The organism is Streptomyces sp. NBC_01525 (assembly GCF_045040405.1).
Lineage (GTDB): Bacteria > Actinomycetota > Actinomycetes > Streptomycetales > Streptomycetaceae > Streptomyces > Streptomyces benahoarensis.
Map to the genome: position 1 here is coordinate 6,146,653 of NZ_CP109397.1, position 25,143 is coordinate 6,171,795.

General features: G+C 72.9%; 13 protein-coding genes and 3 pseudogenes. 9 read left to right on the top strand and 7 right to left on the bottom strand.

The window, feature by feature from the left end:
* Positions 1 to 60 precede the first annotated feature (60 nt).
* The 8 genes and pseudogenes from eccD to OG422_RS26760 all read left to right on the top strand — a co-directional run bounded on the left by eccD (position 61) and on the right by OG422_RS26760 (position 18,919).
* Positions 61 to 1,449 carry a type VII secretion integral membrane protein EccD gene (eccD, locus tag OG422_RS26725; RefSeq protein WP_405746451.1) on the top strand — a complete coding sequence of 463 codons (1,389 nt, stop codon included), beginning with the start codon at positions 61 to 63 and terminating at the stop codon, positions 1,447 to 1,449.
* Positions 1,450 to 1,505: 56 nt separating this feature from the next.
* Positions 1,506 to 2,975, top strand: coding sequence for a type VII secretion protein EccB (gene eccB, locus OG422_RS26730; protein ID WP_405746454.1), 1,470 nt, complete (start codon positions 1,506 to 1,508; stop codon positions 2,973 to 2,975).
* Positions 2,976 to 3,106: 131 nt separating this feature from the next.
* Positions 3,107 to 3,487, top strand: a complete 381-nt coding sequence (locus OG422_RS26735; protein ID WP_143940391.1) for a hypothetical protein — start codon at positions 3,107 to 3,109, stop codon at positions 3,485 to 3,487.
* A gap of 198 nt (positions 3,488 to 3,685) precedes the next feature.
* The gene (locus OG422_RS26740) at positions 3,686 to 13,384 is read left to right on the top strand and encodes a hypothetical protein (RefSeq protein ID WP_405746457.1); all 9,699 of its coding nucleotides are present in this window, start codon (positions 3,686 to 3,688) and stop codon (positions 13,382 to 13,384) included.
* 212 nt (positions 13,385 to 13,596) lie between these two features.
* Entirely contained in the window at positions 13,597 to 14,736 is a 1,140-nt protein-coding gene (locus OG422_RS26745; RefSeq protein ID WP_405746460.1) for a hypothetical protein, read from the top strand.
* A gap of 564 nt (positions 14,737 to 15,300) precedes the next feature.
* Entirely contained in the window at positions 15,301 to 16,887 is a 1,587-nt protein-coding gene (locus OG422_RS26750; protein WP_405746463.1) for a beta-ketoacyl synthase N-terminal-like domain-containing protein, read from the top strand.
* A 686-nt stretch (positions 16,888 to 17,573) separates the two neighbouring features.
* Positions 17,574 to 17,690, top strand: a pseudogene (locus OG422_RS26755) (3-hydroxyacyl-CoA dehydrogenase family protein); the annotation flags it as partial.
* A 455-nt stretch (positions 17,691 to 18,145) separates the two neighbouring features.
* The gene (locus OG422_RS26760; protein WP_405746465.1) at positions 18,146 to 18,919 is read left to right on the top strand and encodes a BTAD domain-containing putative transcriptional regulator; all 774 of its coding nucleotides are present in this window, start codon (positions 18,146 to 18,148) and stop codon (positions 18,917 to 18,919) included.
* A 78-nt stretch (positions 18,920 to 18,997) separates the two neighbouring features.
* On the opposite strand, the pseudogene OG422_RS26765 reads toward OG422_RS26760, so the two are convergent.
* Positions 18,998 to 19,216 (bottom strand): annotated as a pseudogene (locus tag OG422_RS26765) (response regulator transcription factor); the annotation flags it as partial.
* Between the two features lie 490 nt (positions 19,217 to 19,706).
* Here OG422_RS26765 and OG422_RS26770 point away from each other — a divergent pair.
* Complete coding sequence (locus tag OG422_RS26770; RefSeq protein WP_405746468.1) at positions 19,707 to 20,003, top strand: hypothetical protein; 297 nt, start codon at positions 19,707 to 19,709, stop codon at positions 20,001 to 20,003.
* A 472-nt stretch (positions 20,004 to 20,475) separates the two neighbouring features.
* On the opposite strand, the gene OG422_RS26775 is transcribed toward OG422_RS26770, so the two are convergent.
* From OG422_RS26775 to OG422_RS26800, 6 genes and pseudogenes are all read right to left on the bottom strand, one after another.
* Positions 20,476 to 20,883 (bottom strand): PaaI family thioesterase, encoded by a 408-nt coding sequence (locus OG422_RS26775; RefSeq protein ID WP_405746471.1) that lies wholly within the window; start codon positions 20,881 to 20,883, stop codon positions 20,476 to 20,478.
* 202 nt (positions 20,884 to 21,085) lie between these two features.
* The gene (locus tag OG422_RS26780) at positions 21,086 to 21,418 is read right to left on the bottom strand and encodes a hypothetical protein (RefSeq protein ID WP_143943578.1); all 333 of its coding nucleotides are present in this window, start codon (positions 21,416 to 21,418) and stop codon (positions 21,086 to 21,088) included.
* A pseudogene (gene ribA, locus OG422_RS26785) lies at positions 21,415 to 22,110 on the bottom strand (GTP cyclohydrolase II); the annotation flags it as partial. The gene OG422_RS26780 and the pseudogene ribA, both read right to left, overlap by 4 nt.
* Before the next feature lie 86 nt (positions 22,111 to 22,196).
* Positions 22,197 to 22,988, bottom strand: a complete 792-nt coding sequence (locus OG422_RS26790) for a nitroreductase family protein (protein WP_143943580.1) — start codon at positions 22,986 to 22,988, stop codon at positions 22,197 to 22,199.
* Positions 22,989 to 23,051: 63 nt separating this feature from the next.
* Complete coding sequence (locus OG422_RS26795) at positions 23,052 to 24,593, bottom strand: AMP-binding protein (RefSeq protein ID WP_405746476.1); 1,542 nt, start codon at positions 24,591 to 24,593, stop codon at positions 23,052 to 23,054.
* Positions 24,594 to 24,924: 331 nt separating this feature from the next.
* Entirely contained in the window at positions 24,925 to 25,119 is a 195-nt protein-coding gene (locus tag OG422_RS26800) for a hypothetical protein (protein WP_405746478.1), read from the bottom strand.
* Positions 25,120 to 25,143 lie beyond the last annotated feature (24 nt).

A 25,143-nucleotide genomic window follows, 5' to 3' on the forward strand; every position in this document is an offset into this window, starting at 1 on the left:
TAGTCTTTCCTCAATCAGTGTCGGCCCGGAGGGATTTCCGGGCGAAGAGAGCGAGCCGCCGTGAGCGACACCACTGTCGGCCTGTGCCGACTCACCGTCCGATCCTCCGACAGGGCCTTCGACATCGGCGTCCCCGTCGATGTGCCCGTCGCCGACCTGCTGCCGGTGCTCGTCGACTACGCAGGCGACGACCTCCACGAAAAGGGCCTGGAGCAGGGTGGTTGGGCCGTCCAGCGTCTGGGCGGGCCCCCGCTGGACGACGAGGGCACCCCGCGCACCCTGGAACTGCGCGACGGCGAGACCCTCTACCTCCGCCCCCGCAACGAGACGCTGCCCGAGGTCGCCTACGACGACCTCGTCGACGGGGTGGGCGAGGCGCTGCGCAAGCGCTCCGACTCCTGGCGGCCCGAACTCACCCGCCGACTGCTCCTCGGCTTCGCCGCAACCGCGCTCGCCGTCGGCCTGGTCATCCTCGCGCTGCCCGGACCGGGCATGATGCGTGCCGTGATCGGCGCCGGTCTGGCGCTGCTGCTCATCGTCTGCGCCGGTGCCGCCTCCCGCGCCGTCGGCGACGCCGCCGCGGGCGCGGTCCTCGGCACCATGGCCGTGCCCTACATGGCTCTCGCCGGGGCGCTGGTGCCGTCCGGCGGCGAGCCCGAAGTCCTGCTGGGCGCACGGTTGCTGGCGGCGGGCGCGGCCGGGGCCGGTGCCTCCGTGCTGGCACTGTCGGCCGTCGCGGCGTGCGCCCCGCTGTTCCTCGGCGCGCTGACCACCACCCTCTTCGTCGCCGTCGGCGGTGCCGGAGCCGTCGCCGGGCTGCCGCTCGCGCACGCCGCCGGTATCGCCGTCCTCTGCGTCCTGGTCTGCGGTGGCCTGGTGCCCGGCCTCGGCTTCCGGCTGTCGGGGCTGCGGCTGCCGGTCCTGCCCTCCAACGCCGACCAGCTCCAGGAGGGCATCGCCCCGCACCCCGCCGAGCAGGTCGCCTCCCGGGCCGTCCTTGCCGACAGCTACATGACCGGTCTCTACGCGGCCCTGGGCCTGGTCTCCGTCGCCTGCCTGACCACCCTCCTCACCGCCCCGGCCGCGGACGGCTGGCCGCCCCGGGCCTGCGCCTGCGTGCTGAGCGTGCTTCTGCTGCTGCACTCCCGCCACTTCGGCAGCCTGTGGCAGCGGCTGGCGATGGTGGTGCCCGGTGTCTACGGACTCGCCCTGGCCGCCACCCTCACCGCGGCGGGCGTCGCCCTTCCCGCGCGGCTCACGCTGGCCGCGGCGCTGCTCACTGCGGGCGCCGTCTCCGCCATCGCCGCCTGGACGGTGCCGGGCCGCCGCCTGGTGCCGTACTGGGGCCGCATCGGCGATGTGCTGCACACCCTGACCGCCGTCGTCCTCGTCCCGCTGACGATCCTCGTCGCCGGCATCTACCAGCAACTGCGCGCCATCAAGGGCTGATCCGGCCGCATCGGCGACCGCCGGCCGCGCCATGCGGCCGGGGAAGGGGAAATGACATGCAATCCAGGCGGGACCAGGTCCAGGCCCACCTGTTCGTGAGGAGCCGGCTGTCGGCGGGCATGCTCCGCGTCGAACCCGACGCCCCGGACGCGCCCAGCGCCCGCACCAAGCGCGGTCTGCTCGGCGGCGCCGTCGTCGCGGTGCTCGCCGCCATCGGCGTCACCCTCTACGGGGTCGTCTCCCCGGGCGGTGCCACCTCGTGGAAGACACCGGGCACTCTCGTCCTCGTCGACGACTCCACCAGCCGCTACCTCTACGCCAACGGCGCCCTGCACCCGGTGCTCAACGAGGCGTCGGCGAAGCTCATCGCCGGCACCCGGATGACCGTGCAGCACGTCAGCGCCGCCTCCCTCGGGGGCGCCCCGCACGGCGCCCCCGTCGGCATCGTCGGCGCACCCGACTCCGTCCCCGCGCCCGACGCCCTGGACACCGGTGCCTGGCTGGCGTGCTCCGGGCGCGCCACCGACGCGTACGGCAAGAAACGGACGCTGCTGAGCGTCGCCGTCGGCAGCACGGAAACGGGCCGGGCCCTCGATGACGGCACCGGGACCCTCGTGACGGCGCCGTCGGGCGGCGTGCAGCTCCTCTGGCACGGCACGCGGCACCGCATCGACACCGAGCACGGCGCGCACTCCGCCCTGGGCTGGGCCGACGAGGACCCCCTGCCGGTCAAGGACGACTTCCTCAACACCCTGACCGCGGGCACCGACGTCGCGTCGCCCCCGGTGCCGGGCCGCGGCGGCGACGGCCCCGAGCTGGCCGGTGCGCCCAGCCGCGTCGGCCAGCTCTTCACCGGCTCCGGCGGCCAGCGCTACCTGCTGCGCGAGGAAGGGCTCGTGCCGCTGACGCCGCTCCTCTTCGACCTGCTGCGCGGCGACCCCCGTACGCAGAAGGAGGCGTACGGCGGCGCCGCCGTCGAGGTGCGTGGCATCGGTCCCGCCGACCTCCAGGCCCACCAGGCGTCCTCCGGCCTGGGCAACGCGCTCGCCCAGGGCCTGCCCGCGACCGCGCCGCGCCTGGCGGTGGCGGGCCGTACGCAGGACGTCTGCGCCAAGGTCACCCCGGGCGACGGCGCCAAGGGCCCGACGACCGGCATCGCCGTCCTGGACGCGAAGGATGTCCCGGCCGGTGCCCCCAACGACCAGCCCGGTGTCCAGGCGGGCTGCCTGCCGTCGGACCGGGTCTGGGTGCGGCCGGGCGGCGGCGCACTGGTGCGGGCGCTGTCCTCGGCGGGCGCCGGGGCCTCCGACTACCTCGTCACCGACTCCGGCACGGTCTACCCGCTGCCCCCGGCGGCGGCCAAGCAGCTGGGCTACGACAACGCCCGACCGGTAACCGTCCCGGGCCCGCTGGTGCAGCTGCTGCCCACCGGGCCGAGCCTGGACCCGGCCGGTCTCGCCAAGGGCGGCGTCGTGCCCGCGGCGGCGTCCTCGTCCGCGAACTGCCCTGCTGGGAGCGGCACATGAGCATGACGCGACGGGGACGGCGCCGCCGCCCGGCGGGCCCGCCGGGGCGGTCGCGGTGGAGACCCGCGCCCGCCCCGAGCCGATGCGACGACCACGAGGACGGAACCCGTGACTGAGGCAGGACGGAACCCGTGACGGAGATCAGGACCACCCGGGATCTCCGGCGGATCTTCGCCGCGTACCCGGAACTGGCCGCGCAGATCGACACCCTGCGCGCCGACGTCGAGCAGATCGCCACGCTGAACAAGAACGGGGCGGGGACGAACGACGAGATCCACGACCAGTACACGAAGATCGCCGACCCGGCCACGGAGGTGCTGCGGAAGGTCGTCTCGCTGATGTCCGACGTCTCGGCCAAGACCGGCGAGGACGGCGACGACGTCATGCGGCTCTTCGAAGCGGCCGAGAACGACAGTCAGCAGCTCGCCAAGGCGTGGGACGTGCTGGAGGCGGCTCAGGACGACGGACGGCGCGCGAACCCTCGCCTCGCGGCAGGTGACGCGGAGACGTGACCCGGGGGTGCCTGCGCCTCGGCTCCGGCCGTCCGGCGCCGACGCGGTCCGGACGGCCGGAGCGAGCGGAGCGGGCACCCCCTGACACACCGTCCGAAGCGTTCCCGACGCGCCCTCTGCCGCACTCCTGCCGCGTTCCGCCATGCTCCACGCAGCGGGCCCCGCCCGCGACACAGCAGCACCAGAAAGGGATCCGCTGTGGCCCTCATGCCGTCCCAGGACGTCATCACCTTCCTCAACGCCATCGGCATGACATGGCCGCAGGCCGACGAGGACGTGCTCCGCGAGGCCGAGGCCGCCTACCGGAAGACGGCGGGGGACTTCCGGCAGGCCGGGGAGTACTTCATCGAGGTCGCCCAGCGGATCAGCGGGGAGTTCAGCGGGGCGAGCGCGGACCAGTTCGGCAACTGGGTGGAGTACCTCTCCTCCGGAGACCACCCCCTCCTCGCGGCCGCCGCGGCACAGTGCGAGCAGCTCGCCAAGAACGCCGGTGACACCGCCACGGACGTGGAGCACACGAAGTGGTCGATCATCGGCCAGGCCATCGCGATGATCGCGATCCAGGCCGCGATGGCCGCTCTCAGCTTCTTCTTCGGCCCCGGCGTGATGCTCGGTCTGAGCTTCGAGTACGCGGTGGTCCAGGAATTCGTCATGAACGTGATCGCGGCGTTGCTGCGCTCCATCGCGGCGCAGGCCGTGATCGGTGCCGGGGTGGGCGGCGCGGTCGACCTCGTGATCCAGGGCATCCAGATCGGCCAGGGCCACCGCGACGCCATCGACACGGACCTCCTGAGCCAGGCCACGGTGGCCGGGGCCATCGGCGGCGCCATCGCCGCGCCGTTCGACCTGATCGGCGTCGGCATCGGCAAGTGGATCGGCAACCGCATCGGCACCGGCGTCAAGGGCGCGCTCGGCAAGGAGTTCGGCCACCTCTTCGAAGGCGCGACCGTCACCCCCGTCGGCCAGCTCGGCAAGGCCGAACGGCAGGCGTTCGCCGAGGACTTCGCCGGCCTCGTCGGCAACACCCGGAACGAACTGGCCAACGGTTTCGAGAAGGGCCTGTTCAGCAAGGGCCTCCTCGGCAGGGGCGCCGAGGGCGGCAAGGGCAGCATCGCGCACGCCTTCACCGAGAAGACCGGTGATCTGTTCGCCAAGCACCTCGGCGGCACACCCGTGTCGGCCGGGGGCAGGGCGATGACCGCGGACGAGGCCAGGGCATTCGGCAAGGAGTGGGCACAGGCATATACCGGCGAGGTCCGCGGGGGCGCGGCCAAGGGCGTGGGCGAGGGCGTGGAGACCGGCGCGGCCACGGGACTCGGGGCAGGCGCCGGGAAGGAGCTGCCGCTCTCGGTGGAAGAGGTGGCCGCCAAGCATCTCGGCGCCGAGGGGAAGGCGCTCTTCGGCGAGGGCGTCCCCCACGCCATCCGCGACGTGCTCGGCACCCACCTCGAAGGTGATCTCCGCTACCGCCTCGCCGGGCTGGCCGCGGGCACCGTGACCGACGGCGCCAACAACGCGCTCTCCGACGCTGTCGTCAACTACACCTACACCGGCACGTTCGAGACGACGGGCGGGGCGTTCCTCGGCGGCATGGTGATGGGCGCCGCGGGCCGTGGCCTGGGTGAGTACGTCATGCCGCCGATCACCCAGCACGCCATCCACCCGGCGATGGCGGCGGTCGGCGGGGGTTTGAAGGCCGTCCACGACCAGGCCGTCAACCCGGCGGTGACGGCACTGGGCGGGGGTTTGAAGGCCGCCAAGGAGAGCCTGTTCGGCTCGCCCGCGGTGAACGACGGGACCGCTCCGCTGCTGTCGGACACGGACAGCAGCGCCACGACCAGTACCTCGGACTCCGTCACCCTGAACGGGTCGGAGGACGGCAAGGAGTTCTTCGGCAAGGACGTCGGGGGAGACAAGGACGACTCCGGTGCCGGGTTTCCGGGCGCGGGCAAGGGCGGTTCCGCCGACAGCGACACCTTCAGCACGGTCTCCCACACCGACACGGTCTTCACCACCCACAGTTCGGACGACAGCTTCACCGGATCGGACGGCGCCGCCCCCGCGACGCACCTCACCGGCGCCGCGGGGGCGGCCCCGCAGGAGCAGCACGTCGGCACCCCCGGCCGGAACGCCGCACCGTCGGCGAACACTCCGCAGACCGGCGCCCCGCACCCGCAACGGACCGCTTCGCAGGCCGACGCGGGCCACGACCCTGTCCGCACCAGCACCACGCCCAAACCGGGCCAGGACGCCGCGGCGGTGCCGTCACCCAAGAAGGTCACCACCACCGACAGCAGCACTCAGGGGAAGCCCCCCACCACCGGCGACCGCACCTCGTCCACCGCCGCCACCACGCCGCAGCCGCCCACGGCTCACGCCACCGAAAGCGGCGGCACATCGGCCCCCACCGCCGGGGACCACGTCACACCGGCCCAGGGCACCGGGCAGCACACGCCGCCCACGGGCGTCCCGCACCCCGTCACCACCGACTCCGGCACGCCCCCGCAGGCCACCGAGCACCCCACCGCCACCGGACCCGGCACCGAGGTCCTGCCGGACCCCGCCACCGACCTGGTGGACCGGATGATCCGGATCCGCGCGGCCCGGCACACCGCCGGCGTCACCGACGCCCCGGGCGGCGAACCGCACGGCTCCGAGACCCTGTGGGAGGCGGTGTTCGGCGCCGACGGCCCGCTCGCCGGTCACTTCGGCGGCGACACCTCGCCGACCGGCCTGCCGCACGACGACAGCGGCCCGCTGCGCCCGCTGACCGACGGGGAGCGTCAGGAGTGGGTCCAGGAGCACCTGCTGGCCGCCCAGCGGCCGCTGCCCGCGTCCGAAGAGGTCCTCCGCCGGCATCTGGACGACTTCCTCACCACGCTCCACGCCGATCTGCTGACGGAGTTCACCGCGTCCGAGGAGGCCGCGCGCCACTTCACCCCGGCACCGGCGTGGGCGGAGCACCCCGACGCCGCGAAGCGCGCCGACGACTGGCGCGCGGAGCAGCGCCGGATGGCCGGCGCGTACGAGGGCGAGCTGTCGCAGGAGCTGGTGGAGCAGATCGCGAGCCGGCGCCGGGCGCCGGACGCCCCGGCCCACGCGCAGCTGCTCTCCCTGGCGGACGCCCTCCTGAAGTGGCCGTCGGTGATCGTCGAGGGCGGTGTGGGGACGCCCGAGACCCGTGCCCGGCGCGACGCCACACGCCTGGCACGCCAAGAGGTGCTGGACGTCCTGCTCGACGAGGGGGCGGCGGCCGCCCGGCAGCGCGCCTACGAACTGTCGGAGCGCGAACGGGAGAGGGCGCTGGCGCTGCTCCCGAAGGAGCGGCAGGACGAGCTGGCCACAGCCCGCGGAGGAGAGAGGGAGCAGGAGTGGCAGGAGCGGCGGCGGGCCGCGACGTGGATCGACTCGGAGGGGCGCCGCCTGACCCGCTTGCCGGGCGGCATGCCGCAGCGGCCTTCCGCGGGTGGTGGTTCCCAGGGCTTCGGGCCGGAGGAAGCGGGGCCGTCGTCCTCGTCGTCCGGTACGGGCACCGTGCGGAACCAGGAAGTGCCGACGGCGGACCCACGGCAGCTGCCGAAGATCACCGACGACGCGGGCACCACCCACGACGGTGACTCCGACGAGGACCTCCACGACAGCGATTCCGGCATCGGCGACGACGGCCTCGTCACCGAGATGCCGAGCGGACAGCGGCCCCCCGCCCACCTGGGCCGGTCGGTACCGGCGCCGCGCGTGACCGAGGGCTTTCTGCACCGCCTCCGGCACGGCGATGCGGCCCGCGGCGTCCCCGCCCGGATGCTCCCGAACGCCGACAACCGGGAAAGCGGCGGCTTCGCGTACCGGCCGCGCAAGAAGGGGGATCCGGCAACGCGGCAGTGGGTGCCCTGGGAGGACGCGAACGGCGTGGTGAAGGTCTGGGTGCGGCAGCTGCCCCCGCCCGCCGCGGCCACGGAACCGTCCGGCTCGGAGAGCGCCACGGCCGGGGACCACGCCCCTGGCCGTGGGGAGCTGATCGAGTTCTTCCCGGTGCGGTGGTCGTCCGATGAGCTGGAATCGGCTCTGGAACGGGGACATGCCCATGCGCTGGAGACGGGGGAGACCACCCCGTACCACGGCGGCTACCTCTGGCGCGGTATCGGAAACGGCGTGCGCATCGACGGGTTCGTGCGCGACGGGGAACACGTCTGGGCCCGGCCGTCCCCCCACGCCCTGCAGCCGACCGGCCGGTGGGACGCCCGCGACGCCGCCGCGCACAGTGCCTCGACGCGGGTGTGGCTGTCGCCGCACCGCGACGTGCCCGGCGATATCCGGTATGTGTTGTCGCCGGACGGCGAGCTCGGCATGGAGCTGACCGTCACGGTGTCCCGGCCTCCGGCGGAAAGCGGCATCGACGACGCGCAGTACCGCTCCGCCGTGCAGAAGCTGCGGGAGCATCTCCACGCGGTCCACCACACGGTGACGGGCACCGAGCTCCCCCTGACCTTCACGGTGGACGAGGCGCCGCCGGGCACCGGGACCGACACCGGCCTCCACGCCTTCTTCCGGCAGGAGGACGGCGTGGACCTCGACGCCGTGGCGTACCACCTGTTCCGCATGGAACCGAGCGCCGTGGAGATCAACGAGAACCTGAGGTTCCTGCGCCGGAAGTCCCCGGTGCCCGCGCGCGAGGACCAGTGGCGAACGCTCCGTGAGGGACTGCGGGACAGGGCAGTGCAGCGCTGGAAGGCGGCAGGCATCGCCGCCTTGGGCCGCGACAAGGAGTTCAGCGCTCTCGCGGGTGCCTCGCACGAAGCGGCCGACCACGCCGGTGCGCCGGGCACGGACGGCCCTCAGGAACCGGGTACCCCGGGCGACGGCGGCGGCAGCGGGCCGGGCAACGGCGGCCCCGGCACCGGTGGGTCATCCGCTCCCGGTGCGGTGCCGCACCCCCCGGCGTCCGCCGCGGGCCACGCGAACGAGGTGCTCCACAGCTCCGCGACGGCTGCCACGCCGGTGCCGCCCGCCCCGTCCGCCACCGCGGCGACGTTCCCCGGCCCGGAGGTGCCCTTCCCGCTGAGCCAGGAGCTGGAACCGCGTCCCAATCCGGACGAGTGGGCGCGGGGCGACCGCACCCGTTCCGGCGACGCGCGGCGTCAGCTCCGCACCCACCTGGCGACCTGGGAGCAGTCGCGGCAGCCGGAGACCGCCCGGACTCCTTCGCCGCGGCTGCCCGGAGAGGGATACGTCTCGTACTGGAAGCGCAAGCAGCAGCTGGACGCGTTCCTCGACGCGCACTCCACGCTCATCGACGGCTGGGACGGCCCGCACCGCGACACCGCCGTGGCCCGTTTCCTGGCCGAGCAGGTGACGCCGTGGACGGTCGAGGAGACCGGGCCGTCCGGGGGCACGGCCACGCCCCCGCCCGTCCCGGCCCTGAGGGAACTGCGCCGCTCCGAGGCCGGTCCCGAGCAGTTGCTCGACCATCTCAAGCGAACGGCCGAGCCCGAACTCGCCCGGACCCTGCTGGGCATTGCCCCCTCCCAGGACTCCCTGCTGGATTTCCGGACGGAACAGGCCGTCAAGCGGGCCCGGCAGTTCCTGCGGCTGGTGGGGCCGCCCACCGACGAGGACGCCGGGCGGGCCCTGCCCGTGGACGCGCTGCTGACCGCGATGCTGCTGGAAGACGCCGCGGTGCGCATCGACGACAACTTCATGCGGTTGCCGGTCGAGGAGGTCTTCTCACCGCTGAGCGACGTCTTCGGCGGTAGGGAGGCCGTCCGCAAGGCCCTGGAGGCGCTCGACGTCCGCCACGTGCTCGATGCGTATTTCAGGGGTGCCGCCGGACCGCAGGACGTCTTCCAGCACCTCGTGGCCGTCGAGTCCCGGCTCTCCGGCTGGGACGACGACAACATCCCCACCGCACTCTCGGACAACCTGACGGACCGGCTGCGCGATCTCTTCCACGAACTCCACCAGTTCTTCCAGGCGTACGCCTCCGTGCCGTACGCGGACGGCGAGCTCACCCCGGGCGCCGCCGTGCACACGGCCGGCCCCGAGTTCGCCTACACCCGGCACACCAACGGCAACCGCAGCCTGGCCCGCACGAACGACGTCGTCGGGCTGTTCCGCTACGAGGGTGTCCACCAGGAGCGCTACGAAGAGCTGGCGCGGCTGTTCGCGACGCGGGATCAGATCCGCCAGGAGTACCAGGCCCTGAAGGGGGAGCAGATCCTTGAGCAGCGCTGGCGCCAGGGCTGGCTGCTCGCCGATGATCCGCTGACCCGCCTCACCCAGGACGATGTACTCGACGAGTACGACTACAGGCGGCTCTACCTGCGGATGGGTGACCAGCAACGCGGCACAGCCGACAGGCTGGGGCAGGGCATCGCGACACCGGGGGCCGGGGTCGCCCTGACCGCCGTCGCCCAACTCGCCATCAAGGCCCTCCCGGACGACTTCAGGGAGCTGCTCGCCGAGCGCGACCTCGACGCCGTGGCCACCGCCTCCGTCGCCGCGGCCGGCATGCGGCTGCTGCCCACCCGTACCGGGCCCGTCACGCGGCTGGTGTCCGTCCCGCAGATGCCGTTCCACATCGGCGAGGAGCTGAATCTGGAGTTCGACACCGCGATACCGGCACAGGACCCGGCCCCCGGGCAGCACGGTCCGGGGCAGTCGCCGCTGAACCTTTCCGGCAACATGGAAATCACCTTCGAGGGCTTCGGCACCATCGATACGTCCGCCTTGTTCCCGGGAGGCGTCACGGGGCCGGTGCTGTTCCGCCCGGGTACCCGCGGTGTGATCGTCTCCGCGGAGAGGGCACCGGACCTCGATCGCATGGTCACGCCGGAAGGGGGTGGCCAGGCGGTGTGCCACCCCGGTATCCGGGTCAAGGCGGTGCCGCTCGTCGCCGCGCTCCCACCCCTCCAGGTGCACGCTCCCTCGGTGGCGTTCTGGCGGTGGATGACCTCGCTCGGCCCGATAGTCGCCCAGCGCTTCGAACTGCGGCGCTTCGAGCTGGGCGACGGCAGCCGGCTCAGCCGCCTTGCCATCCGGGCGCGCCTCACCCGCCACGAGGGGGTCACCCCGCAGGACGCGGAGCGGAAGAAGGGCCAGTCCGCGTACGCGCTGAAGCTGTACCACAACGTCGGGCACCGCTTCCCCAACGGCGACCTGGTGCATTTCGCCGTGGAGTTCGTCGGGGAGAAGGCCGTCGCCCACCATCAGGTGCATCTGCATCCGGGCTCCGGCCGGGAGAACAAAACCACGTGGTTCGCGAACACCAGGACGGAAGTGATCGCGCACGAGTGGGGGCACGACTTCGGCGCCGCGGACTGGTACCGGGACATACGGATCCGCCCCACGGACGAGGACGGCTCGCTCATGTCGACGACCTTCGTCGACAAGTGGGACCGCGTCCCGAGCTCGGAGCTGCCGTCCGCGATCCATCGGACGGCCCCGAACCTGCGGTGGTCGTCGTACGACCTCGCGATGCTCTGGGCATCCTGCGTACGGGCGGAGCTCGCCCAGGCACGCAGGACGGGCGAACACACCTCGTCGGGCTGGAGCGACTCTCTGACCAGCTCCTTGACGCGTGAGGGCGTGGTCCCGACGGAGGCGCTGCTGCTCTCGCCCGAGGAGGTGAAGGCCGCCGTGGGCGACACCCCCGGGTCCGGGCCCTCAGCCCCCGGCGGGGGCACCGTTCCCCTGGAGGTGCGGCACAAGGTGCTGTGGGGCGATCCCGACGCCAACCGACCCGGACGGCTGGCGCCGCGCAACCACTCGACGTTCCGCGCACGTCCGCGGCGCGTCGCCGGGTCGATGCGGCCCAACCACACCTACCTGGCGACGTTCCGGAGCCGGCCGTCGGGCGTCAGGGACCACGTCGCCCACCACAGCGCGGCCGGCGACCTCCTGGGCCCCTCGGCCAAGCCGGACGAGCAGCCGGAAGAGTCGTATGTGACAGTGCTGATGTTCCCCGACACCATGACCGAGGACGAGGTCGTCCACACGGCCCGTCAGGCATACCTCGACTGGCGCAGGCGGGGCGGCACCCCCGACACGACCACCGACGAGACCGAGTTCGACGGCATCTACCACGGCCTGCGCATCCGCGGCGTCGTCGACGCCACCGGCACCATCCTCGACTTCGTGCCGCACGAGGACCAGACCGACCCGGGCACCGGGCGCCCCCTCCAGGCGCCCCTCTTCCGAAGCGAACTGCCCGCTGCCCTGCCCCACGACATGCCGCGCATCACTCCCACCCTGGAAAAGTTCGTCCTCTACGGAGACCGCGGCAAGGGCCTCGGCGGCCACCACTTCTTCCACGACAGCGTCCCGTTTAAGAAAGGCATCTTGTACGGAGAGCCGTCGGCCGGTAACCAGAACGGCACCGTCTCCACCGTGGTGTGGTTCCTCAAGGCGACCGTCCGTCCTGTCACCGAGAAGGCCGACGCCACGCCGTGGCACACGGCCGCCGATGCCGACAGGAGCGGGCGGCACCTCCTCTTCCCGCGGGACTGGGGTGCGGACACGCTGTGGAACGCGGTCCAGGACGCCCACACCAGGGCCCTGGACAGCGGCCGGTTCCTCTGGCAGATGGGGCAACTCGACCGGCCCCACGCGGGATACCTGTGGATGGGCGAGAGCAACGGCGTCCGCATCCAGGGCTACACCCTTGAAGGCCGGCACGTCTGGGTACGGCCCGGCCCGCACCAACCGCGGCTGACCTGGGAGTCCAGGGGCAGCGAAGAGAACGTGTACGCGGAGCGGCAGCGTCTCACGGTGCCGCTCCAGGACGGGAAGACGCTCGACTTCTCCGTCTCGCACGTCGCGCTCCACGACGGCGACCTGGCCCTGCTGTTCGAAGCCGCACTGCCCGTGCCGGAATCCCTTCCCGAGAGCGACAGGCGCGCGGTGGCCGAGCTGGTGCAGCAGGTCCAGGCCACGGTCGACCGGACGTACAACAAGGAGCGCCGGGCCGACGGGTACCCGCTCATCCGCTTCGAGATCGTCATGGACGGCAGGCCCGGTGACCTGTCGGATGAGACGTTCCGGAAACTCAGGGGCCTCCTTGAGGAGCAGCATCAGCCGGAGCGGAACGCCGAGCGTCTCCTGGGCTTCGCGTGGACCGGCCCGAACATCGGGACTCTGCTGGCCGCCGCCCTCCAGCAGACACCGATGCCGGATCCGGCCGAGCCGGGAGGCTGGCGGTCCGACGATGACCGGGAGGCGGTCGTCACAGCGCTGTTCAACCGTTCTGTGGAGAGTCTCACCACGGATCCGCAGGTGGCGCGGCTGCTGGACGCCTACCCGGCCGACAAGGAAGCGCCGCACGCCACCCGCCACGACACCGTCACGTACCTGCTCGCCCAGCGGCGGCACACGTTCAGCCCGCGCGCATGGGACAAGACGGAGGCCGATCTGAAGGACCTGCCCGCCGGGCTCACCGCGGACGATGCCCGCCTCCTCGCCTTCCGTGTGGCCCGTCGGGGCCGGGCCTGGAACACGACACCCGAGTACCACACCGATGAGGTGCCGGGCCACGACAACCTGTCGATCAAGGTGCAGATGGATACCGCCGGAATCATCCGCGACTTCTGGATCGGGGAGGACGGAGCGGAGACGTCCGCCCCCGCCGCGGCTGCCTCCCACGGAGACGGCGCCGACGGCGACATCGAGATGTCCGACCAGCAGACCGCGCAGGGCGGCGCCGACATCTTCGAGGTGCTGAGCGGTGGCCCGTCGACGCCGGACGCGGGGTCCGAGCCCTCACCGGTGGCCGAAGACTCCGGGCCCGAGGCCACGGATCCGGTGGACCAGGAGACCACTGCCATGGACCTGGACAGCCCCGAGCCGCCTGACGGCGATGTCGCCCCGCCCCGCACCAAGCGGCGGAGGTACGAAGATGGGACCTGACACCCACCGCGTGCCGTACGGGGGCGGCCGGTCGCGCGCGGGCAGTGGCGCGCGGGCGGTGGCGCGCGCGTCGCGGAGGTCCGGCCGCTGCCCGAGCGGCGCACCACGGCAGGTCCCGGACGCGTCCCGTAGGGGACGGCCGCCCGGCCCTCCCCGTCCGTACATCCACACATCCACGCAGAGCAACAGCAGAAGAGGAGATGATGGCGCCCATGGAGCCGGAAGAGTCCCGTAAGGGGGGCGGCGCGCAGCGGAATTCGGCCGATGTGCCGTCGGCGGACGGCGAGGCCACCGCCGTCGAAGCGGCCGCGGCGGACGTGCCCGCCGCGCCGTCGGCCGGGGGAGCCGGCAGGCCGCCCGCCACGGACGGCGCGACCGTGCCCGTCGTCTCCGCGGACACCACGTCCGCCGCCCGGCGTCTCCCCGACACCGCCTCGCCTGCCGCGACGGCGGGGGAGACGGACGCGGCGTCCGGCACCGGCCGGGCGACGGCCGCCAAGTCCGCCGCGTCGACCGCCGCGTCGGCCGAGTCCGACACCGCGACGGGCTTGGTGGCGACGGGCGGCCGGTTGTCCAAACCGATGGTGGCCGCCGCAGGCATCGCCGGCGTGCTGCTCCTCTGCTCCCCCTTCCTCATCTCCCAGTTGACCGGTCACCACGACGACGGCGGGAAGCCGCCGGCCGCCGCGTCCGAGTACGACGGGCAGGGCCGTGGCGCAGGAGTGGTGCCCGGTGCCGATCAGCCGCAGGGCCATCAGGGGCAGTCCGACGGCGGTGCGGCGTCGGGCGGTTCCGGTGACGGCGGGCAGGGCGGAGCCCCGGCGGGCGGCGACTCCGCCGCCTACACCGCGATGGCCGGGCCGGGCTGCACCGACAAGTCCACCGGCTACAAGGAGCACGGCACCTACGCCGACGGCGACGCGGGGTGGACGACGCACAAGAGCGGCGGCTGGACGAAGGACGGTTGCGACGGCTCGTTCGTCTCCGTGCCGATGGCCGGCGACAAGGGTGACGACGGCAACTACACGCTGTGGACCTTCGCCACCGGGCCGGTGAAGTCCGGGAGTTGCCAGGTGCGGGTCCACGTGCCCAAGGACGACGACGTGAAGCATGTCGGCGGGCACCCGACCCGCTATTCGGTGTTCGCGTCCGCCGCCGCGACCGGTAAGGCCCTGGGGGACTTCACCGTCGACCAGACCAAGAAGCGCGGTGACTGGGCGTCCGGTGGCACCTTCCAGATCAGCGACGGTCATTTCGCCGTCAAACTCCACACCCAGGGCGTCGACTTCGGCTCCGGCTTCGACGGTGCCCACCACGCGGCGTCCGCCGTCGCCGTGCGGTGCACCGGCTGACGCCCGTATCCCGCTCGGTTGCCGGGCCGTCCCCGACGTCCGCCGTGGCGTCGGGGACGGCGGTGACGAGGGGCGGGACGCCGATCCCTCGGGGCGTGCCGGGATGTGACGCCTCTTCAGGGGACACCCCCCGTTCACCTGGAATTTATAGGGGTCGGTAGGGGTGGGAGTGCGCTGCGTGGGGGGTTCGGGGGCTGGAACAATGGTGGGGGACGATCGGGGCCGCGCGGTGAGCGGGCGGCCGGGCCCGTGCCGCGGCGGTCCCGCCGGGCCGGAAACGGAACGTCGCCGGGCGATCGGAGGACGGAGCGTTCCGTCGTTCCGGGGAACCGCAGGGCGGCGACAGGAGACGGTGCGACGCCTTCGGGCGGAGCCTTTCCCGCTTGGTGCGGGAGGCAACCGAATCGGGCGCACGGCGGTCCTGATCACCGAGTTGGGCGAGCGGGGCGCGAGCCGCCCCGGAACACGGACACAGCGGCGGGCGGTACAAGCGGAACGGCGGCAGGGCGGCCGGTCCGTCTGCCGGACATCCGGCCGCGGCGCGCGGCGGGCGAGAGGAATGAGATGGGTATCGCTTCCGAGGTGGACACGGGCGCGGGGCGGACCGCGCCGGAGGAGGCCGACGCCATCGCGGTCGTCGGACTGTCCTGCCGATTCCCCGGGGTGGACGGCCCCGACACTTTCTGGCGGCTGCTCCACGACGGCCCGGGGGCGTCCGACGCGTCCGGCGGGCCGGACGGCGGCAGGCGGTCCGGCGGCGCGGCCCGCTGGTTCGGGCCCGAGACGCTGGGGGTGCCCGCCGAGGACGTCGGCGCCCCCGACCCGCGGCAGCGGCTCTCCGTCGACCTCGCCCGGGAGGCCCTGGAGAGCGCCGGGATCCTCCCCGAGGGCCTGGCGGGCAGTGGCACCGGCGTGTTCATGGGTGCCTCGGAGTGCCCCCGGTCCACCGGGCGCGGCGCGGCCGGGGCCGACCGCTCCACCCTCGCGAGCAGGCTCTCCGCCGCCCTGGGCCTGCGCGGTCCGAGCCTGGTCGTCGACACCGCGCGGTCCTCGGCGCTGACCGCCGTCCACCTCGCCTGTCTCGCGCTGCGCGGCGGCGAGTGCGAGGAGGCGCTGGCCGGGGGGATCACCGTCCGCCGGGCGTCCTCGGGCGTCATGGCGGAGGACGCCGACGGCGGGCTCCTCGTCCTCAAGACGCTGCGCCGGGCGCTGGCCGACGGTGACACCGTGCACTGCCTGATACGCGGCGGCGCCGTGAACCACGACGGCGGCGCCACCGCCGGGCCGGGCGCCGCCCAGGAAGAGGCGGCGCGCCGGGCCCGCGCCCACGCCCGGGTCGACGCCGCAGCGGTCCGGTTCGTCGAACTGGCCGCCACCGCAAGCCCGGTGCGGAGCGCGGTCCCCGCCGGGTCGGGCGGCCGTCCGGTGCGGGAGCCGCTGCCCGCCGACGCCGGTCCGCGTCCGGAGGGTGCCGCCGCCGCGCTCCTGAAGACGGTGCTGCGTCTGCGCGCCTCGGCCCATGTGACCGGTGAGGCACCGGCGTGGACCGGCGCACCGGAGGGGGCGGGCCGGGCCGTGGTGCCGCTGTCGCGCCGGGGCAGTGAACCGGTGCTGGCGGGCGTCGGCGCGTACGGCGACGGCGGGACCTGCCATCTGGTGCTGTCCGATTGGGCCCGCAGGCCCGCGCCCGCGCCAGGTGCGGCCGTGGACGGGGTGCGGCCGGGTGCCGCCGGTACCCGGCGGGCCGACGCCGAGCCCGCCACGTCCCCGGCGGACACCGCCGCGACGCTGCGGGCCCGCGCCGCCCGGATGAGCGTGCATCTCGCGACCCGACCCGGGTTCCGCCCCGAGGACATCGCCGAAGCCCTCGCCCCCACCGCCGTCCGCCAGCCCCTCCCGCCGGTCGCCCTCCCCCCGGCGGCCCCGCTCACCGAGCCCGCGGGGCCGCTCCCGGAGGCGGTTCCGCAGGAGGAGTCGGGCGCCGTCGCGGCATCAACCCCCGCTGTTGCCGGGAACGTTGCTGCCCCGGTCGATCTGGCGGCCGGACTGAATGATGAGCAGGTGCTGGAAATACTCGGGGAACTGCCCTTGCAGCGGCTCCGTGAGGCCGGACTGCTCTCCCGGTTGCTGGAGCTTGCCGGGCATCGCTGAGCCCTGCGCTCCCCGCCATCCGCCGCGTATGCGGTGTACAGGGAGCCCACGCTTTCTGGATGTCAGGGGACTCAAGGGGGTACGGAACCGGGACCCCCGGAAAGGGGTACCGGAATTTGTGGAAGGTTTCTCGGAAATTCCCCGGGACCCCTTATTCCGGGGACACGGACTGTAGGGGGCGATAGGGGTTTGAGGGCATCGTGTGGGGCTACCCAGCGTTACGGTTCGACGGGGAGTCTTTGCCGGGCCGTTGGTGGCCGGCGAGGCATACGCGGGCCACTGCCCCGCCCCACGTAAATGGCCTCGCTATTCTTCGGCCCGCGGATCGCGCGGTGGGTGCGCATCGCCGGGGAGGAAGAAAGTCGTGGATTCCTTGGCCGACGCTCTGCTCGGGGGAGCCGCACCGGAAGAACTCGAACGGCTGGAGCTGCCGAGCGAATATCTCGCCGCTCATCTCCGCGCCGAGGACGTCGGGATGTTCGGCGGCGCCGAGGACAAGGAAGTCCGGAAATCCCTGCCGTCGGCCCGGTGCCGACGCCGGAGATCGCACCGGCGACCCTGTCGTGGTCACCTGCGTCCAGGTGGATGTCCAGGAGCCCACCCCCGAGGAGACCCTCGCACGCGGCAAGCGCCTGGGGCCATCGGCACCCACTGCTTCCACCCCGTCGCCGCGATGCCCCTCGTCGAGCCGGTACGAGGAGTACAAGGAGCCGTCCTACGTGCCGCCCCGCCTTCTGCTGCGGATGGTGGAGGGCGGACTGCTCGGCCGGAAGACGGGCCGTGGCTTCTACGCGTACGACTGACACGGGGCCATGGTGACGGCCTCCCGCCCGTTCCGTGGGCGGGCCCGGAGGCCGCCGCCGGACGTCATGAACCCTTCCTTCGCGATATTTACGCGATGCTTGTCCACCGGCGGAAAATAACCCGGGACCCCTATTTAGGGGTGTCTCCCTAGGGGTTCGGTTGGTGAGACTGGGGTTCACGGTAGGGGTGCCGCACGGCTAAGTTGACGGAAAGTTATCGAGCGGCGACGGTATGCTCGGCGGCAAAGAGTAAGGTCGGATGCGCACGTGGTGCGTCAGAACACTTGCTGCCCACCGCGTTTCCCCGCGAGAAGGTTTCGAAAATGGGAATGCGAGAAGTGCGTTCCAGGTGCCCGGAGGAGTGAAATCCAGGGCGCCGGAAACCCTTTCCGCACCGCGACCGTCGGCGTGCACGGGAAATGACGGAATGTGAGCTGGAGAGCAAGGAGCCATTCGTGCGGTACGAAATTCTGGGGTCGCTGCGGGTGACCGATGATCTGGCCGTCGCGCCGGTCAGCGCACCGAAGATGCAGGTCCTGCTGGCGACGCTGCTCATCCGGGCCAACCACGTCGTCTCCCGGGACGAGTTGAGCAACGAGATCTGGGGCAGCGCCCCGCCCCGGCGCGCCACCGCCTCCCTCCATGTCCACGTCTCCCAACTGCGTAAGATCCTCACCCGCCCGGGACGCCCCGGCACCCCGATCGCCACCACCGCACCCGGCTACATCCTGCGGCTCAACCCCGGCGAACTGGACCTGCACCGTTTTCAGTGCCTGCTGAGGGACGGGCGCCGCGCCGCCCGTTCCGGGCACCACGAGCGGGCCGTCGACCTGCTCGGCGCCGCGCTGTCGCTGCACCGCGGGACGGTGCTGGACGGCGTCGCCGGAGGTCCGGTCGTCGGGGGCTGCGCACGGTGGGCGGAGGAGGCGCACATCGAATGCGCCGGACTCTTCGTGACGTCCGGCATCGCCCTGGGCCGGTACCAGGAGATGGCCGGTGTCCTGTACTCCCTGCTCGCCCGGCACCCGCTGCACGAGGCGTTCTACCAGCAGCTGATGCTCTGCATGTCCCGCTCGGGCAGGCGCGCCGAGGCGCTGCGGATCTACCGCTGCGCCCGCGACGCCATCCGGCAGGAACTGGGCCTCGAACCGTCCCGGGAACTGCGGGAGTTGCAGCGGATGATCCTGCTCGCCGATGACACCCCACGGGACATGCGGCTGGTCTGCTGAGGCGACCGAAGCGGGCCGGGCAGAGCGGCCGGGCGGTCCGGCCGCCCCGCCGGTACCCGTGCCGCCCCGCCCGGCGGTTCAACCGGTCCGGTCCCGTCCCGCCCGCACGAAACCGCACTCGTACGCGAAGATCACCGCCTGGACGCGGTCGCGCAGGTGGAGTTTGGCGAGCATCCGTCCGACGTGGGTCTTGACGGTCGCGGCCGACACCACCAGGCGTTCGGCGATCTCCGCGTTGGACAGGCCCTGGGTCACCAGGAGAAGGACCTCCCGCTCCCGGCAGGTCAGTTGTTCCAGACCGCTCGTGTCCTGCGGCATCCACCCATAGCGATGTGGCCGCAGCCGGCTGATCACCGTTGTTCTCCTTGGTCGTCGGCCATCGCGGATGAGCATGCCGAAGGGCGTGTGCGGTAAGTACCCCCAGTTGGAGGGGCGCACCGTGAGCCCCTCCGACCGGGGGGGCAGGCCCGAGCGGACTGGCCGGTCAGCGCCCCGGTGATCTCCGCGGCGACGCCGGCGGCCTGCGCGTCGAGGGAGAAGTGACCGCCGGGGTACACCGAGACGCCGAACGCGCCGGTGGTGTGCGGGCGCCAGGCGTCGGCCTCGGACACCGCGCAGGCCGGGTCCGCGTCGCCGCACAGCACGGTCAGCGGGCAGCCGACGGCCGCCCCGGGGGAGCAGTCGTACGCCTTCAAACCGTACGACGGCAAGGCCGCCCACCCCCTGGCAGCAGCCGGCCGCCGACCGAGCCCGCTGCCCCGTCGTCCACTCCCCGGAACTCGACTCCGTGCAGGTCACCTCGTACGAGGGGGTGAAGGAGGTCAACCGCAACTACGAGGCGTTCTCCTGCGCCTACAGCGCTGCCTGGCCGCTGGAGGAGCCGGTGCCCGAGGCGATGCAGGTGTTCGCCCTCGCCGACCTGCCGCGCCACACCCACCAGCGCCGCCTCGTGGTCCGGGCCCTGTCCGCCTCCCGCATCAACCACATGCGGCCGTTCACCGAGCGGACCGTCAACGACCTCGTCGACGCCATCGCCGAACGGGACGGCTCGTTCGACCCCTCGCCGACTTCGCCTCCCCGGTGAGCGAGACCCACATCACCGAACTCCTTGCACCGGCCACTGCGCGGAGACCGTCCCGGACGTCTTCCGCGTCGCGGACCGGCGGGCGCGGCTGCGGCCGGACGCCGACCTGGACGCGGGCGACCCGGGGCACCTGGCCCGCGCCGAGGCGATCTGCCCCTGACTGGCCGTCACCTTCGAACGACAGGACCGCCCATGAGCTGTGTACGCGACCCGGCGTGGCACGCGGAACGCGCCCGGCTGCGGAACATCTCCGCGCTCTACGCCCCGGGCACCGCCGACATCTGCGACCGCCTCGGCCTCGCCCCCGGCTGGCGCCGCCTGGCCGTCGGCGCCGACCCGCTTCCTGGAACCGCTCGCCGGAGGGCCGCTGATGGCCAGCGCCTGGGGACGCCGGGCGGAGACCCCGGACGTCTGACACGCCGCGGCCCGCCCCCGGGCTTCCCGGGGGCGGGCCGTACGGCTCGGCGGACCGTCAGTGGGCCGGTGCGGCCGCCCGGTCCCGCGCCACATGCAGCAACTGCACCGTGGCGCAGCTCACCAGCCGGTTGCGGTCGTCGAAGACCTCCGCCGACCAGAGCTGCTGGGTGAAACCGCGGTGGACGGGCACCGCGCAGACGTGCAGCGTTCCGCTCACCGCCGGGCGCACATGGTGTATATGGGTGTCCGCGCAGACCGCCGCCTCCCCCTCCCCGGTGTTGAGGGTCCCGCCCGCCGAGGCCGCGCTCTCCGTCAGCGCCGCCAGTACGCCGCCGTGCACCGTGCCCGTCGCGCCGTGTATGCGCGGGGACAGGAGCAGCGAGGCGAGCACCCGCCCCGCGGACACCTCCTCGTAGCGGATGCCGAGCAGGTCGTCGAGTGGATGCCTCTGGGTGGGCAGCAAGGGTCTGCTCCCTTCAGGTGGGCCGGTACCGCGGGCGGGCGCCGCTGCACGAGGGGTCGGCGGTCCAGGGCGTGTAGTTCCGGTCTTCGTGCGTCACAGGCCCACGAAGACCGGAACTACACGCCCTGGCGCGTCGGCCCGGCCGCCCCGTGGTGTGCGGCGACCGGGCGGTGCGGGTCCCGCGACGGGCCCGCACCGGCGTTCAGATCCAGTCCGGCTGCTCCGGGGGGATCCGGCGGCCGTTGGCGATGAAGAACGACCGGATGACGTTGCCGCGGGCCAGCTGGCGGTTGCGCGGGCCGTCGAGCGCCGCGGAGAACTCCTTGACCCGGTCGCTGTAGAAACCGCGCTTGCGGTACTTGCGGGTCTCCTCGTTGAAGATCTCCGCGATCATCTCGTCCGGCGTCCGGCCGACGAACTCGGCGAACTCGGCGATGGTGTTGAGCCGGGCGTCGCGGTCCTTCGTGTCGAGGTCCGACAGGTGCGCCGCGTACCGCTGGACGGTGATCAGTTCGTGAAAGGCAGTGTCGGTCATGGTCTTTCCTCAGCAGGCGCCGTCGCAGGAGCCGACGCCGTCGTCATGGTTGCTGGCTGGTCGGAGCTGCCGGGGCCGGTGGGCGTTCCGGCCGCGGCGGGGGAGTCGAGGCCGTCGAGGAGGTGCCCCATCCGGGACCGCTTCGTCCGCAGATAGCGCAGGCTCTCGCCGTGCGTCGGGGCGAGCAGCGGCACCCGGTCGGCCACCCGCACGCCGTGCCGGGCGAGCGCCGCGACCTTGTCGGGGTTGTTCGTCAGCAGCCGTACGCCGGTGATCCCCAGGTCGTGGAGGATCGCCGCGCCCGCGCCGTAGTCCCGGCCGTCGACCGGCAGCCCCAGGGCCACATTGGCGTCCACCGTGTCCAGGCCGGTGTCCTGGAGCTGGTAGGCGCGCAGCTTGGCGGCGATGCCGATGCCGCGGCCCTCGTGGCCGCGGAGGTAGACCACGGCGCCGGTGCCCTCGGTCGCGACCCGCCGCAGCGCCTCGTCGAGCTGCGCGCCGCAGTCGCACCGCAGCGACCCCATGAGGTCCCCGGTGGCGCACTCGCTGTGCAGCCGCACCAGGGCGTCGGCCGCCCCGGACACCTCGCCCGCCACGAACGCCAGATGTTCCACGCCGCCCCCCGCCGCGTACGCCACGCAGCGCAGCTCGCCGTGGGCGGTGGGGATGCGGGCCTGGGCCAGGCGGCGGACTCCCGCGCAGCCGTCGGGGTGGGCCGAAGGCCGCGACGGCACCCGGGAACCGGGCGCCACCGCAGCCTCCGACATCAGCTCGGTTCTCACTCGGGGAGACCGAACATCCCCGCCAGGGCACGCAGCTCCGCCTTGCGGTGCGGCAGCGGCGCGGCGGCCTGGATCATCCCGGCGTCGGACAGTTCGGCGACGACGGACTCGTCGTTCCCGTAGCTGGTGCCCCAGGTGCCGTCGAAGTACAGGTCCTCGAAGTCGGGGCGGGGCCGCTGGCCACCGGCCTCGGTGCTCTCGGCGGAGTAGCCGACCAGCTGGATCTGGGTCGGGATGACGCTCTCGGGCATCTTCAGCAGCTCACGGATCTGCTCCCGGCGGCCGGTGACCAGACCGGTGCCCAGGCCCTCGTCCGTCGCGGCGAGCAGCGCCGAGCCGACACCGAGACCGCACTCGAAGGCGCTGAGCCACTTCGCGAACTCGACGTCACCGGCAAGCACGTTGAAGTCCGGCGTCTTCATCACGACGCTGTCGACGAACTCCTCGCTCCAGCCGTAGCTGGAGGTGAGGGAACCCGACTCGATCAGCTTGAGCAGCGTGGGACGCAGCGGCTCCCACCCGGCCATGTCGGTGCACCACACGATGGCGACCGGCGCCTGGTGGGCCTGCGGCTGGTTGTAGACCGCGTCGATCAGACCGTCGCGCACCGCGTCCGGGGTCTCGCCCTTGGTGATGACGACGGCCTTACGGACCTCCTGCGCGTTGCCGTGGTGCGACTGGAGCCGCGCGGCGTGCAGGATCTTCTGGACCTTCTCCTTCTCCACCGGGCGCCATGCCTGGTAGTAGCGGGTGGTGCGGCGCGTACCGACGGCGCGCTTGAACTCCATGGATACTCCTCATGTTGATGGATGGATATCCACCGGTGCGGGCGTCGTCAGCGCCCGTACCGGTCAGCGACCGCGAAGCAGATGCTTGCGGATCTTGCCTACCGAGGTGCGCGGCAGTCCTTCGACGACCTCCACACACCCCGGAACCTTGAACGACGCCAGCCTGGCCGCACACCACTCGATCAACTCACCCTCGGCGAGGGGGTGTTGACCGTTGAGGACGACGAAGACCTTCACCGTCTCGTCCCGGATCGGGTCCGGGACCCCTACGGCCGCCGACTCGAAGACCGCCGGGTGCGCGTTGACGACCCGCTCGATCTCGCTCGACGACACGTTCTCGCCCGCGCGCTTGATGACGTCCTTGCCGCGGTCCACGAAGTGCACGAACCCGTCGGAGTCCACCCGGACGTGGTCCCCGGTCCGCAGCCAGCCGCCGCCCATCGCCTCGGCCGTCGCCTGCGGATCGCCCAGATAGCCGGCCATCAGCGTGCGCCCCGGTACGCCGCCCACCAGCAGTTCGCCGCTCTGGCCGCGGACGACGTCCCGCAGCCGTTCGTCGACCACCCGCAGCCGCGCCCCGGACACCGGGCGGCCCATGCTCTGGTTGCGGCGCCGCCCGTGCAGCGGGTTCATCAGCGGCGGCGCGACGGTCTCGGTCATGCCGTACAGCTGGAGCAGCGGCACCTGGAACCGGCCCTCGAACTCCGCCAGTTGGGCGTCGGTGACGTTCTGCGCGAACAGCACCGCCCGCAGCCGGTGCCCGGTGTCGTGCGCCGACGGCTGCTGCGCCAGGATCATCCGGATCGGCGCGGCGAACAGGCTCGCCACCGTCGCGTTGAGCCGTACCGCCTGCTCGGACCAGCGGGAGGCGCTGAACCGCGGGGTCAGCGCGAGCGACGCGCCGGTGACCAGCGCGGACATCGAGGAGTAGTACTGCGCGTTGCCGTGGAACAGTGGCAGCACGATCAGCTGCCGGTCCTCCTGCCGCAACCGCAGCTGCCGGGCCACCACCTCACCGGAGTGCAGATACGCCGCATGCGGCACGACGACGCCCTTGGGGCGGCTGGTGGTGCCGGAGGTGTACAGCACCCCGAGCGGCGCGGACGGATCGTCCACCGTCTGCGCGGGCCGCGCAGACGCCGTGGCGAGCGCCCGCTCCAGCGACTCCGACCCGGTCACCAGCAGCTGCTCGCAGCAGGGCGAGTCGATGGCGGCGACCTGTGCGGCGGTGAGCAGTTCGGGCTGGGTCAGGCTCAGCCGGCACTCGGCGTGGGAGAGGACATAGGAGAGCTCGGCTGCGGTGGAGAGCGGGTTGGTGGGGACCATGACGGCGCCCGCCTTCGCCGCGCCGAACCACGCGTCGAAGAACTCGGGGCGATTGGTCAGATGGACGTGGAAGCGGCTGCCGGGCCCGATGCCCCGGCTGACCAGAAGGTCGGCCATCCGCTCGGCGCGGCGGTCCATCTCGCCGTAGCTGATCGTCGTGACCGCACCCGACTCGTCCAGGAAGGAGAGGAACGGCCGGTCCGGATGGCTCCGGGCACGTCGCCGCAGGACACCGTGGACGGTGTCCTGTCCTGGGCTGCTCTGCCGTAGTGGTTGCACGCGGACCAGAGTCCGGGGCGTAGATCAGTTCTGTCGTAACGAACCATCAACTCGCTGTTAACTGACGGCTGATGGGCTTCCCGCACGGTGCCCGGAACGGCAAGAAGCACCGGACGGCGAACCGTCCGGTGCTGGGGAAGAGGCGAAGGTGGAGGGGGCGGGCCCGCAGGGCGGAGTCGGGGGAACTCCCGGGCCCGCCCCTCCCGGGCCGACCGCCTTCAGGGGGACGGTCGGCAGATGGGCCCCGCGGCGGCGGCGCGTCCCGGGCGGGGGAGGAACATCCCGGGACGCGGCCGTGAGGGTCGCCGCGAGGCGGTCAGGGGGGCAGTGGTCAGTGGTGGGCCGTGCCGTGCCGCCCGGTGCCCGGCCGGGGCTCCTGGTGGCGGGGGCAGCGCGCGCAGCGGCACGGCGGGAACGCGGCGCTGATCGCGGGGTGCGGCGGCGCCCCGCCCAACGGCACGTCCACGTAACGGACTTCGGTCCGGGCGGACGTCGTGGGGTCGATCCGGTACACGTTCAGGGTCATGCGGGGCACGCGGCACCTCCGGCG

What these genes read in the sequence shown, in the direction of transcription:
- OG422_RS26745 (WP_405746460.1), top strand. Translation starts at nt 13,597, where the DNA reads ATGGAGCCGGAAGAGTCCCGTAAGGGGGGCGGCGCGCAGCGGAATTCG.
- OG422_RS26780 (WP_143943578.1), bottom strand. Translation starts at nt 21,418, where the DNA reads ATGACCGACACTGCCTTTCACGAACTGATCACCGTCCAGCGGTACGCG.
- eccB (WP_405746454.1), top strand. Translation starts at nt 1,506, where the DNA reads ATGCAATCCAGGCGGGACCAGGTCCAGGCCCACCTGTTCGTGAGGAGC.
- OG422_RS26790 (WP_143943580.1), bottom strand. Translation starts at nt 22,988, where the DNA reads ATGGAGTTCAAGCGCGCCGTCGGTACGCGCCGCACCACCCGCTACTAC.
- OG422_RS26800 (WP_405746478.1), bottom strand. Translation starts at nt 25,119, where the DNA reads ATGACCCTGAACGTGTACCGGATCGACCCCACGACGTCCGCCCGGACC.
- OG422_RS26750 (WP_405746463.1), top strand. Translation starts at nt 15,301, where the DNA reads ATGGGTATCGCTTCCGAGGTGGACACGGGCGCGGGGCGGACCGCGCCG.